Genomic DNA, 16,828 nt, shown 5'->3' with positions numbered 1-16,828 from the left:
GCATGACTGACCTGTCCGTGGTAAAGAACACCAACTCCCCGGCGTTTGATGTAGAAGCCATCCGCCGAGACTTCCCGATCCTGGCACAGGAAATCAACGGGAAGCCGCTGGTGTATCTGGACAACGGCGCTTCGGCCCAGAAGCCGCAGGCGGTGTTGGATGCCATGGATCGCTATTACCGGGAAATGCACTCGAACGTGCACCGAGGCGCCCATACCCTGGGAGACCGCGCCACAACGGCTTTTGAAGGTGCCCGGGAAATCGTGCGGCACTTCCTGAACGCCCCCAGCACCAAAGAGATCATCTGGACCCGGGGCACCACCGAAGCCATTAATCTGGTAGCCAATGGCCTGGCTCCGCGCCTGAAAGCCGGCGATGAGATCCTGGTCAGTCATATGGAACACCACGCCAACATCGTGCCGTGGCAGATGATCGCCGAGCGCACCGGCGCCAAAGTGGTACCTGTGCAGGTGACCCCCGAAGGTGAGCTCGACCTGGATTCGTTCAACAGCCTGCTGAACGAGCGTACCCGCGTGCTGGCCCTTACCCACGTATCCAACGTGCTGGGCACGGTAAACCCGGTGGCGCCACTGATCGAACAGGCGAAGAAACAGGGCGTGATCACCCTGATTGACGGCGCCCAGGCCGTGCCCCACTTCAAGCCGGATGTGCAGGCGCTGGGTTGCGATTTCTACGTGTTTTCGTCCCACAAACTGTTCGGCCCCACCGGCATCGGTGTGCTGTATGGCCGTGCAGAACTGCTGGAAGAAATGCCCCCTTATCAGGGTGGAGGCGAGATGATTGAGCGGGTGTCGTTCGAGCGCACCACCTGGAACATTCTGCCCTACAAGTTTGAAGCTGGCACCCCGGCAATTGCCGAGGCCGTCGGCCTCGCGGCCGCGATAGACTATCTGGACGGGCTGGACCGCCAGGCCATGGAAGCGGCTGAAAATGCCCTGCTTATCCGTGCCAACGAGCTGGTAGAGACGGTTCCGGGCATGGAGATTATCGGCACCGCGAGGCAGAAAGTACCGGTAATGTCCTTCAAGATTGCGGGCCTGCACCCAAGCGATATAGGCACCCTGCTGGACCAGCAAGGCATTGCCATCCGCACCGGCCATCACTGCGCCATGCCATTAATGGATTTCTACGGAGTACCCGGTACAGCCCGGGCTTCGTTTGCGTTCTACAATACGCTGGAAGAGGTCGAGAAACTGTTTACCGGCCTGCAAAAGATCCAGCGCCTGTTTACCTGAGGAGGTGGAAACATGTCAGCCGAAGTCTTCACCCCAAGCGATGTGAACGTCACCATGACCCCGACGGCGGTCAAACACGTTCGCAAACAACTGGATAAAAAGCCGGAAGCCAAGGGCATTCGCCTGGCCATCAAAAAGAGTGGCTGCTCCGGCTTCAAGTATGAAACCCAGTGGGTAGAAACCCCGGAATCCGATGACCGTATTTTTACCATCGACGGTGTGGATGTGTTCGTAAAGCAGGAACACCTGCCACTGGTGAATGGTATTGAAATCGATTTTGTTACTGAGGGCGTTAATTCCCTGTTCCGCTTCCGCAACCCCAACGCTACCGCGGAGTGTGGGTGTGGTGAGAGTTTTACGGTAGCTTGAAATACAAATTAGCCACGGACGACACGGACCATTACGGACGGAAAGATAAAGGTTTTTTTAGTCCGTGTTCGTCAGTGCCGTCTGTGGCCAAAAGAGCTTTAGAAAGGCTGATAGAGCATGCAAGAACGCGAAGTCGTACTGACAAAACGCGAAGTGGAAGCCCGGCTGGTGCCTTCCGGTACGGAAATCATGATTCCGTCGGACACCTTCGTGACCATCACCCAGTCCCTTGGCGGCACCTTTACCGTCGCGGTGAACGGCAACCTCGCCCGTATTGAAGGCCACGACGCAGACGCCCTGGGCAAACAGCCCCTGGAAAGCAGCTTTGACACCCCGGAAGACGGCACCATCAACGAAAACCAGGTGTGGGAAGCCCTGCGCAACTGCTACGACCCGGAAATCCCGGTCAACGTGGTGGATCTGGGCCTGATTTATGAGTGCAAGATCGAAAACGGCACTGAACACGGCAATCACGTTTATATCCGGATGACCCTCACCGCCGCGGGCTGTGGCATGGGCCCGGTCATCACCAACGATGTGCAAACCAAGGTGGAGCATGTCCCCAATGTCGACAAGGTAACGGTAGAGCTCACCTTTGATCCGCCCTGGAACAACGATATGCTCACCGATGAAGCCAAACTCGAACTGGGAATGCTATGACCGCCAGCAAGGAACAATTCCTCGACAACCCCCTGGGCACCAAAACCACCCTGGAAGACGTTCTGGATGCCTTTGAGTTTCTGGACGACTGGGAAGAGCGCTACGCCTACATCGTAGACCTGGGCAAACAGTTGCCGGCGTTCCCGGATGACGAGCGGACAGAAGAGAATTACGTGCATGGCTGCCAGAGCCAGGTGTGGCTGGTTCACCATCACGATGAGGACAGCGGCAAACTCTTCCTGCTGATCGACTCAGACGCCATCATCGTGCGCGGTCTGGCAGCCATTATTCTGGTGGCCCTGAACGGCAAAACACCCCGGGAATTGCTCGCCACCGACATCGATGAACTATTCGAACAGCTGGATCTGTTCCGCCATATCTCCCCGACACGGGGTAACGGCCTGCGGGCGATGGTCGGCAAGATCCGGGACATCGCGGCGGCCGAAGCCGCCTGATCTCACCAGATTATAGCAATATCGTCCCTCTGGATATTCACCTGGCCACCGGTCACCGGCAGGCGACCGGTGCTGAAATCCGGGTGGACGTTATCCAGAGTAATGGACACCTTCGCATCCGTCAGCTCGGGTGTGCCGTCCAGTGAGTCGAAATAACGCTGACTGCGGTAGATATTGAGCTCGTCGCCTGGCCGTAACCCGGCCGTCGCGCCGGAAGCCAGGGTCACACGGTTGCTCTCAACACGGGTCACACGGGCCATGAACGGTTGGCACGCCAGCGCATTGTTAACGGCTATCGCCATGTCATCAATCACGCCAGACACCGCCTGCCCCCACTCCGATTTTTCAAAGCCTGCCGAAGCAAAGCCACCAGTGCCGGCACCTTTTGGGTCCCATCGGGCCGAGGTTTCAAACCGCTGACGAAATACCGGCGAACCGCTGAAGCCATCGAACACCATCACTTCTGCTTCAAACCGGCGACTGGTATCCACCAGCCCGATCCCCCGCTGCATTCGGTTCACGATGGAACTGCCCCAGGCATTGGGGTCAGCCACACCGATATCCCTGATGACGCCAGACACCACAAACTGCGCGCCGAGCTCCCGGGCCAGTTGGACCACATTGGTCAGATGATTCGCCGCCAGATTCTGGCGCGAGGTCGGAGCGTCTGGCAAATCGCTGAAAAGTTGCAACGAGGTAGAACCCAACACCTGCATTCTGCCCTGAGACTGCAGGCGGGCAATCAGTGCCTGCGGCAATTTCTCTCCGGCGTCATCGAGCCCCGGATTCCCTCCCTGCTGCGGCCGGACAATCGGAAAGCCTGTCACCGCGACTCGCTTGCGCAGCCCGGAGGCCTCCCCGGCCTTGCAGCTTTCGGTGCCGGAAGCATCCGCCATCTCGGCCCGCACCACCACCCGCAAAAGGTTGCCGCTGCGGTATTCATCCACGATGGTGGCGTTACGTAACTGGGCCGTGGCCGAAAGTCGCGTTCGGGACTTGGTCAGCTCACCGTTTTCAAGCGTATCCTGGGTGCTTACGCTGGCTTCGTACTGCAAAGCGAGATCACGCATGGCCGCCTGCCGGGCCTCGGCGCGGGCCTGGTCCAGATTGTTCTCCCGGATATTGGCATGGCCCACTCCCTCAAGCACAGCGGCACTGACCACGCCCGAGCAGACCCACAGCAACAATAGGACAATGGCTTTCATACTTCTCCCGCCTTCCGCCAGGGCATCAGAGGATTAATCCAGATAATAGAGTGATTGGGTGCGCCGGGTTTCCACATCCCCTACCCGGTCGTTCTGACGCGGCATGGGGATCATGCATTGATCCCGAACCTGATCATCCAGCACCCGTGAAACGCACTCGCGAAACCTTGGTTCCAGCTTGAGCTCCATCACTGTCTCAATCACACCATCGCTGTGCTCGTTCACCGCCACCATCCGTGCACCGCGTATATAACTGTCTACATAGGTGCGGAAGTTGTCATTGTTAACGACAAAATCATTCACCGTGGAGCTGCCGTAAATCACCGTACCGTATACCCGCTCAGCCAGGTTCCGATAGGCATCCAGCTGCGAAGCACGCCTGGCCATCAACCGCTTTCGAGGATTTACGCGGTCTTCACGGACATCCTGGTAGGTGCCAAAACCACTGACCCGAACGGTGATGGGTTCAAATTCGGTACGGGTATCCTGCGAGCTGTTCTGATAGCTGCCCACCGGCGCGCAGGCTGCCAATGTAAAAACCAGAACAGGCACGAGAGTCCATCGCAGTGTCATTATCTTGTCTCCGGAAAACACTTTTGCAGTACCCATGAAAAAATCACGCCAGCATCAGCAACCCAATGATGTTACTTGCTTTTTCAAAATCAACGATCTTTCTCCCTTGGGAAAGCGGCAACAGTCTGCCTTCGTTTACAGTTCGGGAACAAACCGTTACCCGTTGTGAGCTGCTTCACGGATTAAACTCGTCTAACCTTTCAAGTACTTAATTGTTTGTACCTGCATATAACAACTCAGGACTGTTCATGAAAACAAACCGCCTTTGCAAATTGTCCCTGGCCATCAGCCTTTCCATTGCCACCACCTCTGCCCTTGCGAGCCCGCAGGCACCCATGTCTGCGCGCTCCTTCGCCATGGGCGGAACTGGCGTCGCCGTAGCACATCCCTCTGCTGCCCCCTTGGCCAACCCGGCCATGATGGCGGCACCCCAGCACGACTGGGCGGATGATTTCGGCCTGATGCTGCCTTCGGTCAATGCACGATTTGCGGATGAAGAAGAAGTTGTTGATCAGATTGATGATATTCAGGACACAATTGACGAACTCGAGCAATCCATCAACAGCCTGAATCAGGGATCTGCCCAGGATAATGCCGGAAAGCTGCGTGAGCAGCTTCAGAATTTCGACCGTGATACTGTCCGAGTGAATGCCGGTCTCGGGTTGGCCGTTGCTCTTCCCGGGCCTAGCCTGTCGGTTGGAGTGATGGCGAACGGCAACCTAACCGCAACAGTTCGAGGCGAGTACAGCGAAAACGATGACGCCCGATTGGCAGCTGTCGAAGCCGGAATCCTGACACCTGGCATTACCGACGAACTGGAGTCCAGAGGCAGCATCCTTGCCTCTGCAGTTGCAGAGGTTGGTTTGAGTTTCGCCAGATCCTTCGAGCTCAATAACGGCGAGCAGCTTCAGCTAGGCATAACCCCCAAATACATCGAACTCCGAACCTTCCAATACACCGAACGAGTCTCAAGATTTGACGACGATGATTTCGACGGTGACGAGTTCGAAACCGACAAAAGCGGCTTCAACCTGGACATTGGTGCCGCCTATGCCTTCGGCGAAAACCGCGAGTGGAATGCGGGCATTGTTGCCAGAAACCTGATACCCATGGAGCTGGACTCTGCCCAAGCTCGAGGTGAAGAGAAACGCACCCTCGAACTCAACCCCATGGTTACCGCCGCCATCGCCCACAAGAGCGACTACCACGTAGTCACCGCCGAACTGGACCTGACCAAGAAAAAGGCCTTCGGCTTTGAAGACGATACCCAATGGCTGGCGGTCGGTGCCGAATTCGACGCCTGGCGCTACGCCCAGCTGCGCGCCGGTATCCGCCACAACCTGGCCAGCAACAGCGACAACGACGGTATTGAAGAAGATACCCAATTCACCGCTGGTCTGGGACTGAACGTTCTCGGCGCGCGTCTGGATATTGGCGCCCTGTACAGCAGCGCTGATGTGGGTGCCGCGATCGAGCTTGGCACCTCCTTCTGATATCGCCGTAGTTCCAGAGCCCGGCCTGCCCCGCAAGCCGGGCTTTTTTTGTGCCTCACCGCGTCCTTGCCGCTCAAAGTCAAGGTTGGGGTTTGCCTACGGCAGACTGTGGCCGGATAATCTACCGATCTGCACCCACACACCAAAGGAAACCCCAGCTCCATGCAAACCTATCTGGTAGGCGGCGCCGTTCGGGACAAACTGCTCGGCCTTGAGGTAAAAGACCGTGACTGGGTGGTGGTCGGCAGCACACCAGATGAAATGCGAGCGAAGGGTTTCAAACAGGTAGGGGCCGATTTCCCGGTTTTCCTGCACCCGAAAACCGGCGAGGAATACGCCCTGGCCCGCACCGAACGCAAGCAGGGCCGGGGCTACCATGGGTTTACCGTATACAGCGCCCCGGATGTCACCCTGGAGCAGGATCTGAAGCGCCGGGACCTGACCATCAACGCCATGGCAGAAACCGAAGATGGCGAGTTGGTCGATCCTTTCCACGGTCACGGCGACCTCGAGCAGAAAAAGCTTCGTCATGTGTCCGAAGCCTTTGCGGAAGACCCCCTGCGCATCCTGAGAACCGCACGGTTTGCCGCACGCCTGCAACCCATGGGTTTTACCGTATGCCACGAAACCAGGGCCCTGATGCAACAGATGGTCCGTGAGGGCGAACTGGAGGATCTTGTCCCGGAGCGCGTATGGCAGGAGGTTCAGCGAGCACTGCATGAGAAAGCGCCCGGTGTCTTTTTCGATGTGCTCAAAGACGTTGGCGCCCTTGAGGTTCTAATTCCAGAGCTCGCCAGCCCGGGCATTCTCCAGCACGGGCTTCAGGCACTGCATTGCGTGCACCGGAAAAACGGCAACACGGCCCAGCGCTTCGCCGCATTGCTGTGCGCCGTGCCGGAACCCGCCGCTGTCGCTCGCGCAAAAGCCATGAAAAGCCCGAATGACTGCAAAGACATGGTCCACCTGGTCTGCCTTTATATGGAGCACCTGGGCGATCAGGGCCCGAAGGCCCTTGCGCCGGAGCAAGCGTTGGAGCTGCTGGAGAAAGCCGACCTCTCGCGCCGCCCGGAGCGTTTTCTCCACTTGCAGGAAACCCTTGCCTGCGCCGTCAAACCCGGCCAGTCAGACAGACTTGACCGGCTCAACCTGGCCGCACGACACGCCTCAGCGGTCAACCCGCAAGACCTGATCAAACAGGGCCACAAAGGAAAAGCCCTGGGCGATGCAATCCGCAACGAGCGGCTGGCACGTATCAAACAGGCATTGACCAACTGACCAGAGGAATTCTTTATGGCAGCTCCTGTTGTTCTGATCACCGGCGCCGCCCACCGTCTCGGCGCCCGTACCGCGGAGGTCCTGCACGCCCGGGGCTGGAATGTGGTCATCCACTATCGTTCGAGGGCGGACCAAGCGGCCGAACTGATGGAAAAACTGAACCGGGAACGGTCTGACTCAGCCACCTCGATACAGGCAGACCTGACAGACATGGAACAGGTTGCCAGGCTGGCCAAAACCGCCTGCCAACATTGGGAGCGGCTGGATGGCCTGGTCAACAACGCCTCAGTCTTCTATCCCAGAACCACCGAAGACTCCGGTGAAGACGACTGGAACGCCATCATGGGCGCCAACCTGAAAGCGCCATTCTTTTTGCTCAAACACTGCCTGCCTGAGTTGAAGAAGAACAATGGGGCCGTGATAAATCTGATCGACATCTACAGTGAGAAACCGCTGAACGATCACCCCCTGTACTGCGCCAGCAAAGCGGGCTTGGCCGCCCTCACCCGATCCTGGGCCAAAGATCATGCCCCAGAGATCAAGGTAAACGGTGTATCGCCTGGCGCTATCCTCTGGCCAGAGGGCGATGCCGCGATTGATCCAACTTATCAGCAGGCCATTCTGGACAAAACACCCCTGGCCCGTACCGGCAACCCCGACGACATTGCCGGTGCCATCGCCTACCTGCTGTGTGATGCCCCCTTTGTGACCGGTCAGATTCTCTCCGTCGACGGCGGTCGTAGCCTGAATATGTAAATCACTCCCGGCAGGCTGAATCAACCCATACCTTGGTTGTTTTGGCCGAGCCAGGCTTTCCCGCTACAATGCTTGCCATCTTGTATTCACACGCCGGCAGGCATCGTCCTGATCCTGCCCTTTGCAACGGAGAATTCCCATGCGTGATGTCGTGATTGTTGCCGCAAAACGTACTGCTGTTGGCAGCTTCGGTGGCGGTTTGTCCAGCCTGCGGGCCGACCAACTCGGTTCCGCCGTGATCAAGGCGCTTATGGAAGAAACCGGCGTGGCCGGCGAGCAGATCAATGAAGTCATCCTGGGCCAGGTACTGACTGCCGGTTGCGGTCAGAACCCTGCCCGCCAGGCAGCCATCAATGCCGGCCTGCCAAGCTCCACACCAGCGATCACCATCAACAAGGTATGTGGTTCCGGCCTGAAAGCGGTTCATATGGCGGTGCAAGCCATTCAGTGCGGCGATGCCGAGATGATTGTCGCTGGTGGCCAGGAAAGCATGAGCCAGGCGCCACACGTTCTGCCCAACAGCCGTAATGGCCAGCGCATGGGCAACTGGAGCATGGTCGACACCATGGTGAACGATGGCCTGTGGGATGCCTTCAACGATTATCACATGGGCATCACCGCCGAAAACATCGTGGAGAAGTACGGTATCAGCCGGGACGAGCAGGACGAATTCGCCGCAGCCTCCCAGCAAAAAGCCGTAGCGGCCCAGAACGCCGGCTATTTTGACGGCCAGATTGTTCCGATCACCATTCCCCAGCGCAAAGGCGACCCGCTGGTGATCAGCAAAGACGAATGCCCCCGCGACGGCGTGACCGGAGACAGCCTTGGCAAACTGCGCCCGGCGTTCAAGAAAGACGGTTCCGTGACCGCGGGCAACGCTTCATCCCTGAACGACGGTGCCGCCGCCGTGATGGTGTGCAGTGCCGAGAAAGCCAAAGAACTGGGGCTGACCCCGCTGGCCACCATCAAGGCCCACGCCAATGCTGGTGTTGACCCCACCATCATGGGTACCGGCCCGATTCCCGCCAGCCAGCGCTGCCTTGAGCGGGCCGGCTGGACGGCCGCAGAGCTGGACCTGATCGAAGCCAACGAAGCTTTCGCGGCCCAGGCCATCTCAGTTAACCGGGACATGGGTTGGGACACCAATAAAGTAAACGTAAATGGCGGCGCCATTGCCATTGGCCACCCGATCGGCGCTTCCGGCTGCCGTATTCTGGTTACCCTGCTGCACGAAATGTCACGCCGCGACGCCAAGAAAGGCCTGGCGACTTTGTGCATCGGTGGCGGCATGGGCGTTGCCCTGGCAGTGGAACGCTAAGCCCGGTGCTGCACGTTGTACTCTATGAGCCGGAGATACCGCCCAATACCGGCAATATCATCCGGCTCTGCGCCAACACCGGCTGTCAGCTACACCTGATTGAACCGCTGGGGTTTTCCCTGGAGGACAAACAGATGCGCAGGGCCGGGCTGGATTACAGCGAGTACGCCACCGTGAAGATCCACCCGGATTACGCCAGCTTTCTGGAAACCGAGCAGCCTGCGCGACTGTTCGGGCTCACCACGAAAGGCAGCCGTCATTATCACGAGGCCGCTTTCCAGGATGGCGACTACCTGATGTTCGGGCCAGAAACCCGAGGGCTGCCGGCAGACGTTCGGGAAGCCTTGCCAGAACAGAATCGGCTGCGGGTACCCATGCGCCCGGAGAGCCGAAGCCTGAACCTGTCCAATACCGCCGCCCTGGTGGTTTATGAGGCCTGGCGGCAGACCGGATTCAACGGCGCAGTCTGAGCACTCCCGCTGGCAAGGGGAATGACCAGCGGATAGCCCTCAGGGAGTTGAATAACCCGAGTCCGATAGCCGTAAACCGCTTTCAATAGTGACGGCGTCAGGACCTCACTGGAGCCCCCTTCATGAAAGCAGCGGCCAGACTTCATGACCACCATTCGGTCTGCAAACTGAGCCGCAAGATTGAGGTCGTGGACGATGGCCAGCACGGCCACCCCGTGCTCCCTGGCCATTGCGCCTACCAGCTCCAACACCATCTGTTGGTGCGCGGGGTCCAGCGCCGACGTACACTCGTCCAGCAATAACAGTCGATCCTGTCGGGTATCCCATATCTGCCCCAGCACTCTTGCCAGCTGCAACCTCTGCTGTTCCCCGCCGGACAATCCCGGCACCAGTCGATGCCGCAAATGCTTGATCTCCAGGGCTTCCATCAGGATTTCTGCCACGGAATCCGCGCATCGGCGGGTTGCGGCCGGACGACCAAGGGCCACCACTTCCTCCACCGTTAGTGGGAAGTTAACCTCAACACTCTGAGGCATAATCGCCCGATGGCGTGCCAGCTCACCCGGGCACCAGCCACCAAGTTCGCGGCCGGCAAGTCGGATCCGGCCCCGGTACGGCAATTCTCCAGCCAGTGCTTTCATAAGCGTTGACTTACCCGCACCATTCGGCCCCAGCAGCATCAATACTTCACCAGCAGACACCGTCAGATTGATTTCGCTGACAATCTCCGTTCCCGCTAGAGATACACTCAAGTTCTGAATTTCCAGGACCATCACATCACCTTTCTCCGCATGAGCAAACCCAGAAAAAACGGACCTCCGATCAGAGACATCATCAGCCCGATGGGCAACTCGGCGGGTGCAACAACAACTCGCGCGATGGCATCAGCCGCAACCAACAGGGTTCCCCCCATCAGCGCACTGACTGGCAACACCACTCGATGACTCGCTCCCAGCAGCTGCCTTACCAGGTGCGGCACAACCAATCCGACAAAGCCGATCAGTCCGCTAACGGCCACGGCTGCGCCAACACCTAGCCCGACAACCAGTATCGCAACCTTCTTAACGGTGGCTGTTCGATACCCCAAGTGGCCCACTACCGATTCGCCCAACAAAAACGCGTCCAGTGGTCTGGCCAGCCAGGGTGCTGCCATTAAAGCCAGGATCATGAAAGGTGCGCCCAAAACAAGATCGTCCCAGGCAGCGTGGCCAAGGCTCCCCATTGTCCAGAACGTCAGGGATCGTAATTCCTCATCGCTTGCGTAGAACGTCAGCAAACCGGTTGCTGCGCCCGCCACTGCGTTGATGGCAATACCCGCCAATAGAAGCGTTGCCACAGCGGTCTGGCCAGCACGACTGGCAATCCGCCAGGCCAGAATGACGGTGCCACTGCCGCCGGCAAATGCAGCCAGAGGTAACGCCCACTGTCCCGCCAGGGTCACCCAACCACCAAGGGCCGTCCCGCCAAGAACGATAACGGCAATGGCTGCCAGTGACGCACCAGCAGAGACACCAATCAGGCCAGGATCTGCCAGGGGGTTTCGGAAAAGCCCCTGTAGGATCGCGCCGGAAACCCCCAATACAGCTCCAACCAGAAAGCCGAGCAGAAACCGGGGTAACCGGACTTCCAACACAACCATAGCCGCTACCGGATCCGAAGCTTCCCGGCCAGCAACCACCTTGAGAATATCCATCAGTGCAAGGTCGTAGGCACCACTACCTATCGATGCCAGGGCCGCAACCGCCAGGAGAGCTCCCAGCAACAAGAGCGCCGGCGCCAACGGCAAACGACCGGAATGGTCACGGATCATTGGCGGCTATTTCCCTTTGGCCGGGCAAGGCATCGTTAAGCGCCGCCATAGCTTCCGGCAAGCGAGGGCCGAAGCCGAGCAGGAACATACTGTCGGCCACCAGCCGATGCCCGGACTGCCATGCTTCAAGGCGCTCAACCTCTGGCCACCCCGCAATGTCGAACTGCCCCGGAGTGGATTCCGCAATCACCACCGCATCGGGGCGGGAAGCAAGAATCGCCTCCCGGTTGGCCGGTTTGTACCCTTTAATACCCTGGGCAGCATTTTCGGCCCCGATCAGTTCAACCAGCGCATTCGCTGCAGTATCCGACCCGGCCAACATGACCGAGTGGTTGCCCGCAGCGAGGATGAACAGAATTCTGGGCTGGTAATCACGGTTTCCGGTGTTCTGTAGAATCCGGCGGATATCCGCCTCTACGCCAGCCACCAGAGCCCGCGCTTCCTCGGTTGCCCCGAGCAGCTCGCCAACAGACAATATGCGCTCCAGCGCTGCCTCCGCGGTCCACCGCGACGACAGTTGCGCAACCCGAACCCCGGCGCGCGCGAGGCGCTCAAGATTCCTGGCGGGCGCAGCCTGCTCTGAGGTAATCAGCATATCCGGCTTCAGTGCCAGAACACCCTCGAAAGGCAAAGCGCGCAGATAACCAACCTTGGGCAACTCAGCCGTTTGCTCCGGATAACCGCTGGTGGTATCCACTCCAACCAAGCGCGACTCCTGCCCAAGGCGATAGACGATTTCGGTGATAGCTCCGTCTGCAGTCACCAGACGGCTCGGTTCGGCAAACACCGAGCCCGATGCCAGCGACAATCCAATCAGAATGAACAGGAGCCACCGCAGCCTCATGACAAAGCCTCAAGCGTTGCGACCTGTTCACGCCAGAGTTCGGATTCCGGAATGCCGGGTTTACGTTCACCAAAAACCGTCAGAACCAGTTCTCCGTCTCCATTGAAAGCTTCCACAGAGGTGATCAGACCATCGGTGGACGGACGTCGTACCAACCACCAGCGTTTGATACCGTCGGTGTTAGCGTGCAGATTGAAGCCCGGATCCAGTACGTTCATCCAGGGGCCAGTGCGGCGAACATTTGTGACACCCCCGGTAAAGATCTGGACAATCCCGGGATTGCCGACAAAGAACATCGCCGGGCATTGGTTGTCTCTCAGCAATCCCAGCAACCGATCCAGCACATTCTGATCCCCTGACTGGAGCTCCGTGGCCCACTCACCACGCACCAGCTCGAGCGCTGTCAGGCGGTCAGCACCGGCACGCTTTAACAGGGCTCCAAAATGATGGACATCCTTGAGTTTCTCCCAGCCGGTGCGCAGCGCATCAACATCCACGGTTTCCGGGGACGAACGCTGCAATGTCTCTCGCCGGCCTACCGGTTTAAAGGCTTCCTGGCGGGCTGCTGTAAAGCGTTCAACCATTTTTTCCCAGGCATCAGCATCGGTCGTGTCCACTCGATAAATCTTGTGAATGGCCGTGCCGTACTGGTCGAAAAACTGAAGGCTCTCCCGTAGCCCAGACCGCACCTGCTCCAGTACCCGGTAGCCCCAGGCCCAGTGTTTGAAAAACACCCGTATGTCAATCTCTCCAACCGCCAGCCCCATAGCTCCAGAGCCGCCGACCGTGAAGTCTCTGAAGCAACCGGTAACTTCATGAACTACCTCGTTGTTGCGGGCAAGAATCATCACCGGTCCGACCTGCTCCAGGGCCCCAAGGATCTGACTAAACTCATTTACCAGTGGAACGACGGCATCACGCTCCCGGAGCCGTACAAGCTCCATTTCGCTGACCCCAAGCCGGTCTGCGACCTGGCGGATCCTGAGATTTGGCTCCTGTTGTCTTATGGCTTCCCATCGTGCCGGCAGGTTGTCCGGCACACCTACTGAATCGGTTATTGCCTGTTGCATGACTTACTCCTCGGCTTGCTGAAGTTCCACCGGCAACCAACGCACCGTAGGCTGTCCGCTGGTTCCGTTCTGGTCGTAGTATCCGACGATCTGCAACGCCCAGACCGTGGACTCAGGATCATCAGCCTCAGCCTTGATCAGGAAGGTTCGGAAGTTGGGCCAGATCTTGTGTTGGTTGGTCAGGTTGTAGGCGTACCAGGTGTTATCCGTGAATACCCCGCCGGTTGAGTCCGTGTTGTAGAGCTGGGGTACACCTGGATCGCTGTCATTGGCGGCAAGTTCGCTCCAGGTCATCGGGTCGGAGGCCCCGCCGTTACCAGCGCCAGACACACCGCTGTTGGATTTCAGGTACCAGTCCCGACCAGAGAAGCCGACCTGGACATCCCAGTTGTCGCTGGTATCACAATCAACAACGGCGTCTGAGTCAAAATCGAAGCATACGTCGCCGCCGTCATAGCCTGCAGGGGGCGTGAAAGTGACTGGTGTGGCACTGAATTGCGACGCGCCAGAGGCCTGCACGTCAAACTCCAGTGTGAAATCTTCAATACCTTGTCCTTCGCGGGTCGGGAAATTGAAGTCGACAACCCGCATTCGGGCATAGCTATTTCCCTCGGCAGAACGCACCAGATAACCAACATCGTCTGCCTCGCTGATCACGCCCGTGGCGAAATCGTATTGAGACCAGGTATCTGAGGCCCCAAATGCACTGGCAAAGGCATCCTCCTGCCAGCTAGCCGGCTCTTCAAGAATGCCCAGCAGGTGCTCCTGCTCTGAGTTGGCGGTGGCGTTGATGAACACATTCGCGATGGGGTCGCCATTACCATCGTAAAAATCGTCCTGGGCAATAGCCAGAGCGCCGACAACGCTTCCGCTTCCGGAAGCACCGCTGTTCACCTTGAAGCTCAAACGGTTGGCGGCAATGTGCCAGTCGCCACCGTCTTCCACCATCGCTCCGGTTTCCAGATTGAGGTAGACGGTCTCCGTTGCCGCGGGCAGCAACTGCTCGGAAAAATTGCTGACATTATCTGTATCGTCCTCCGCGATGGAGTTGTCACTACCTCCACCACAGGCCGCCAGAGCCAGGGTGGCCAGCACAACGGCCAGAGGCCTGTTATCGAAAAATTCCATGGATGTCTCCTTCATATGTTTTTCGGGTGTTCGGGCATCATTGGCCAAAGGAAACCGTCAGCCCGGCGTAGAGGAAACGCCCGGCAACCGGTCTGAAATCTTCATTGGCATTGGAAAAATCACGCTGTTCGCCGGTGATGTTCTCGGCACCGGCGAACAATCGAAGCTGGTCGGAGAACTGGTAGTTCAGCTTCAGGTCGGCCGTTGTATACCCCGGGGACTCGGTTCCCGAGGCCGCATTCACGAACTCTTCACTCTGGTACCGAAGCCTTGCACTCCAGGACAGTCCGGGCAGCCAAAACGGACCATCCAGCCCGAGGCGCGCCTGATGCCTTGGGCGGCGATTAAGCTCATCGCCTGTTGCCACGTCTTCGGTTCTGGTCAGGGTATAGCCGGCGGTGAGTCGCCAGTGCTCGGAGGGTTCCCAGCCAGCCGTGGTCTCGAATCCCCAGGTCCTTGCCTCGGCAAGGTTTTCATAGGAGAAAACCTGAACTCCGTCGTTCCGCGCCTCGGTAGCCTCGGCATCCGGCGAGGTCTGGATCAGTTGCTCGATATCATTAAAGAAGGCGTTCGCTTCCAGCCATGCAGACCGGTTCCAGGACAGGCCTCCTCCAAACTGGTAGCTGACGGATTGCTCCGGCTCCAGATCAGGAGTCCCCTGCACGATGTAGCCAAGCTGGCTATGGTCAAAAGTGAAGTGTCTCTCCTTGAGATTCGGCACCCGATATCCGGCGCCAACGCCACCTCGGAGGAAGCCGGTCAGGGAATCGGTCCGGATCAGGTCGTAGCGTGCATTGATCTTCGGGGCGGTGTGGGTTCCGAAATCGGAGTCATTCTGGAAACGGACGCCGGGCACCAACTCAAGATTCGCGGTGGGCATCCAGGTGTCCTGAACCCAGACCTCCTGGCTCCCACGCTGTCGGCGAGGCTCAGCACCCAGCTCGGAAGCGCCGTCCTTGGTCTGCTTGAGGGTTTCGCGGTTAACATCGACACCAGCCTGCAAGTGATGACTGAGCCCCACCGGCTTGCCCAAATGGGCAGAAAAACGGGACAGAGTAGATTCGGCACGACGGTCATCAAAGACACTGCTGGCCGTGTATTTCAAGGTATCGTCGTTGAGGGTCTCATGGACAGCGGCCCAACCGGCACGCAAATCTGAATTGCGACCATGGTCGCCAGCCAGGGTATAGCGGGTGCGAGTGACCGTTTCATCCTTACCCTGATTGATAACAAAAGGCGGGTTGCGTTCGGTAAACCGTGACCCGGACTCCTCTTCGAATCGGGCGACCGCAGCGCTCAGCCGGTGGTTGCTGTTTGGAGACCAGTCGGTGCGGAAGCTGAGATCGGTTCGGTCGTATTCATCGCCCGGTCGGGCCCAGGTCTCTGGCTGCGGGTCGATGCCATCGGAATGCTGGTGTGATGCGGATAACCGAAGGGCCAGCTGTTCATTGCCACCCTGGACCGAGGCTCGGGCCGAATAGCGCGCGGGGTCGGCGTCACTCCCGGAAGGGTTCTGATCGCCATAGGTACCGACGTCAGCGGTGAAATGACCAGAGAACCCGGAAGCTGGCGGACGGGTAATGATGTTGACCACCCCACCGATACCGGCGCTGCCGTATTGAGCAGACACAGCTCCCTTGACTACTTCGACACGCTCGATATCAAGGACTGCCAACTGACTGACATCAACGGATGAACCCGTCGTCGCCGTCATCGGCATACCATCGATCAGCACCAGAACCCGGTCAGCCTCAACTCCCTGCAACCAAACCTCATACCCGGGTTTCCCGTGAACCTCCCGCAGCTGAACCCCGGGCACGTTCTCCAGCGCTTCTTTCATGCTCCGGGCGTGAGTTCTCTCAAGCTCCTTCGCGGTGACGACCTCGGTGCGCACAGGAGTGTCCAGCAACTGACGCTCCGTTCTTGTTCCAGTGACAACCAGCTCATCCAGGTACAAGGCCTCGGCAACCGTGTTACCGGAACCTCCCAAAAGCAAAAGGAACAGCGACCACCGCTGGAGATCAGCTTTCGAATTCAACATACCACACACCAATAATCGTAATGCGAACGATTATTGTTTTGTTTATTAAAAATATCAACCCTTTGATTGATGAATATCAAGCGCGCACAAAAAAACCGGCCTCAG

At 58.4% G+C, this 16,828-nt stretch carries 17 protein-coding genes; 9 read left to right on the top strand and 8 right to left on the bottom strand.

Features of this window, described 5'->3' with window-relative positions:
- Positions 1-2 precede the first annotated feature (2 nt).
- The 4 genes from C7H10_RS09395 to C7H10_RS09380 all read left to right on the top strand — a co-directional run bounded on the left by C7H10_RS09395 (position 3) and on the right by C7H10_RS09380 (position 2,740).
- Positions 3-1,256, top strand: coding sequence for an aminotransferase class V-fold PLP-dependent enzyme (locus tag C7H10_RS09395; RefSeq protein WP_106694658.1), 1,254 nt, complete (start codon positions 3-5; stop codon positions 1,254-1,256).
- A 12-nt stretch (positions 1,257-1,268) separates the two neighbouring features.
- The gene (locus C7H10_RS09390; protein ID WP_058090506.1) at positions 1,269-1,625 is read left to right on the top strand and encodes a HesB/IscA family protein; all 357 of its coding nucleotides are present in this window, start codon (positions 1,269-1,271) and stop codon (positions 1,623-1,625) included.
- A gap of 117 nt (positions 1,626-1,742) precedes the next feature.
- Positions 1,743-2,285: a putative Fe-S cluster assembly protein SufT gene (gene sufT, locus C7H10_RS09385; protein ID WP_058090505.1), complete on the top strand. Its 543-nt coding sequence runs from the start codon at positions 1,743-1,745 to the stop codon at positions 2,283-2,285.
- Positions 2,282-2,740, top strand: a complete 459-nt coding sequence (locus tag C7H10_RS09380; protein WP_072676361.1) for a SufE family protein — start codon at positions 2,282-2,284, stop codon at positions 2,738-2,740. Before sufT ends, C7H10_RS09380 begins: the two co-directional genes overlap by 4 nt.
- 2 nt (positions 2,741-2,742) lie before the next feature.
- On the opposite strand, the gene C7H10_RS09375 is transcribed toward C7H10_RS09380, so the two are convergent.
- Positions 2,743-3,945: a flagellar assembly protein T N-terminal domain-containing protein gene (locus C7H10_RS09375; RefSeq protein WP_106694657.1), complete on the bottom strand. Its 1,203-nt coding sequence runs from the start codon at positions 3,943-3,945 to the stop codon at positions 2,743-2,745.
- Positions 3,946-3,978: 33 nt separating this feature from the next.
- Entirely contained in the window at positions 3,979-4,518 is a 540-nt protein-coding gene (locus C7H10_RS09370; RefSeq protein WP_106694656.1) for an LPP20 family lipoprotein, read from the bottom strand.
- Between the two features lie 248 nt (positions 4,519-4,766).
- Here C7H10_RS09370 and traF point away from each other — a divergent pair, with 248 nt between their 5' ends.
- The 5 genes from traF (at position 4,767) to trmL (ending at position 9,830) form a co-directional block, all read left to right on the top strand.
- Positions 4,767-6,011 carry a conjugal transfer protein TraF gene (gene traF / locus C7H10_RS09365; RefSeq protein WP_106694655.1) on the top strand — a complete coding sequence of 415 codons (1,245 nt, stop codon included), beginning with the start codon at positions 4,767-4,769 and terminating at the stop codon, positions 6,009-6,011.
- Positions 6,012-6,173: 162 nt separating this feature from the next.
- Positions 6,174-7,286 carry a tRNA nucleotidyltransferase/poly(A) polymerase-related protein gene (locus C7H10_RS09360; protein ID WP_106694654.1) on the top strand — a complete coding sequence of 371 codons (1,113 nt, stop codon included), beginning with the start codon at positions 6,174-6,176 and terminating at the stop codon, positions 7,284-7,286.
- Between the two features lie 15 nt (positions 7,287-7,301).
- Positions 7,302-8,042 (top strand): pteridine reductase, encoded by a 741-nt coding sequence (locus C7H10_RS09355; protein ID WP_106694653.1) that lies wholly within the window; start codon positions 7,302-7,304, stop codon positions 8,040-8,042.
- Positions 8,043-8,181: 139 nt separating this feature from the next.
- Positions 8,182-9,360, top strand: coding sequence for an acetyl-CoA C-acetyltransferase (locus C7H10_RS09350; protein ID WP_106694652.1), 1,179 nt, complete (start codon positions 8,182-8,184; stop codon positions 9,358-9,360).
- 5 nt (positions 9,361-9,365) lie between these two features.
- Positions 9,366-9,830, top strand: a complete 465-nt coding sequence (gene trmL / locus C7H10_RS09345; RefSeq protein WP_061332976.1) for a tRNA (uridine(34)/cytosine(34)/5-carboxymethylaminomethyluridine(34)-2'-O)-methyltransferase TrmL — start codon at positions 9,366-9,368, stop codon at positions 9,828-9,830.
- Here the strand turns inward: trmL and C7H10_RS09340 are convergent.
- Genes C7H10_RS09340 through C7H10_RS09315 form a run of 6 tightly spaced genes read right to left on the bottom strand, consistent with a single transcriptional unit; the run spans position 9,788 to position 16,723 of the window.
- Positions 9,788-10,603, bottom strand: coding sequence for a heme ABC transporter ATP-binding protein (locus C7H10_RS09340; protein WP_106694651.1), 816 nt, complete (start codon positions 10,601-10,603; stop codon positions 9,788-9,790). The genes trmL and C7H10_RS09340 overlap by 43 nt on opposite strands.
- Complete coding sequence (locus C7H10_RS09335) at positions 10,603-11,640, bottom strand: FecCD family ABC transporter permease (RefSeq protein ID WP_106694650.1); 1,038 nt, start codon at positions 11,638-11,640, stop codon at positions 10,603-10,605. The genes C7H10_RS09340 and C7H10_RS09335 overlap by 1 nt, the downstream gene beginning before the upstream one ends.
- The gene (locus C7H10_RS09330; protein ID WP_244178239.1) at positions 11,630-12,484 is read right to left on the bottom strand and encodes a heme/hemin ABC transporter substrate-binding protein; all 855 of its coding nucleotides are present in this window, start codon (positions 12,482-12,484) and stop codon (positions 11,630-11,632) included. Before C7H10_RS09330 ends, C7H10_RS09335 begins: the two co-directional genes overlap by 11 nt.
- Entirely contained in the window at positions 12,481-13,554 is a 1,074-nt protein-coding gene (locus tag C7H10_RS09325) for a hemin-degrading factor (protein ID WP_106694649.1), read from the bottom strand. Before C7H10_RS09325 ends, C7H10_RS09330 begins: the two co-directional genes overlap by 4 nt.
- 3 nt (positions 13,555-13,557) lie before the next feature.
- A complete protein-coding gene (locus C7H10_RS09320) occupies positions 13,558-14,682 on the bottom strand; it encodes an HmuY family protein (RefSeq protein ID WP_106694648.1) in 1,125 nt (374 codons plus the stop codon).
- 37 nt (positions 14,683-14,719) lie between these two features.
- Positions 14,720-16,723: a TonB-dependent receptor plug domain-containing protein gene (locus C7H10_RS09315; protein WP_106694647.1), complete on the bottom strand. Its 2,004-nt coding sequence runs from the start codon at positions 16,721-16,723 to the stop codon at positions 14,720-14,722.
- Positions 16,724-16,828 lie beyond the last annotated feature (105 nt).

It is taken from the genome of Marinobacter shengliensis (assembly GCF_003007715.1).
In the GTDB taxonomy this organism is placed as follows: Bacteria; Pseudomonadota; Gammaproteobacteria; order Pseudomonadales; family Oleiphilaceae; genus Marinobacter; species Marinobacter shengliensis.
The sequence above is the reverse complement of the archived record's forward strand: the minus strand, read 5'-3'. Positions and strand labels throughout refer to the sequence as shown.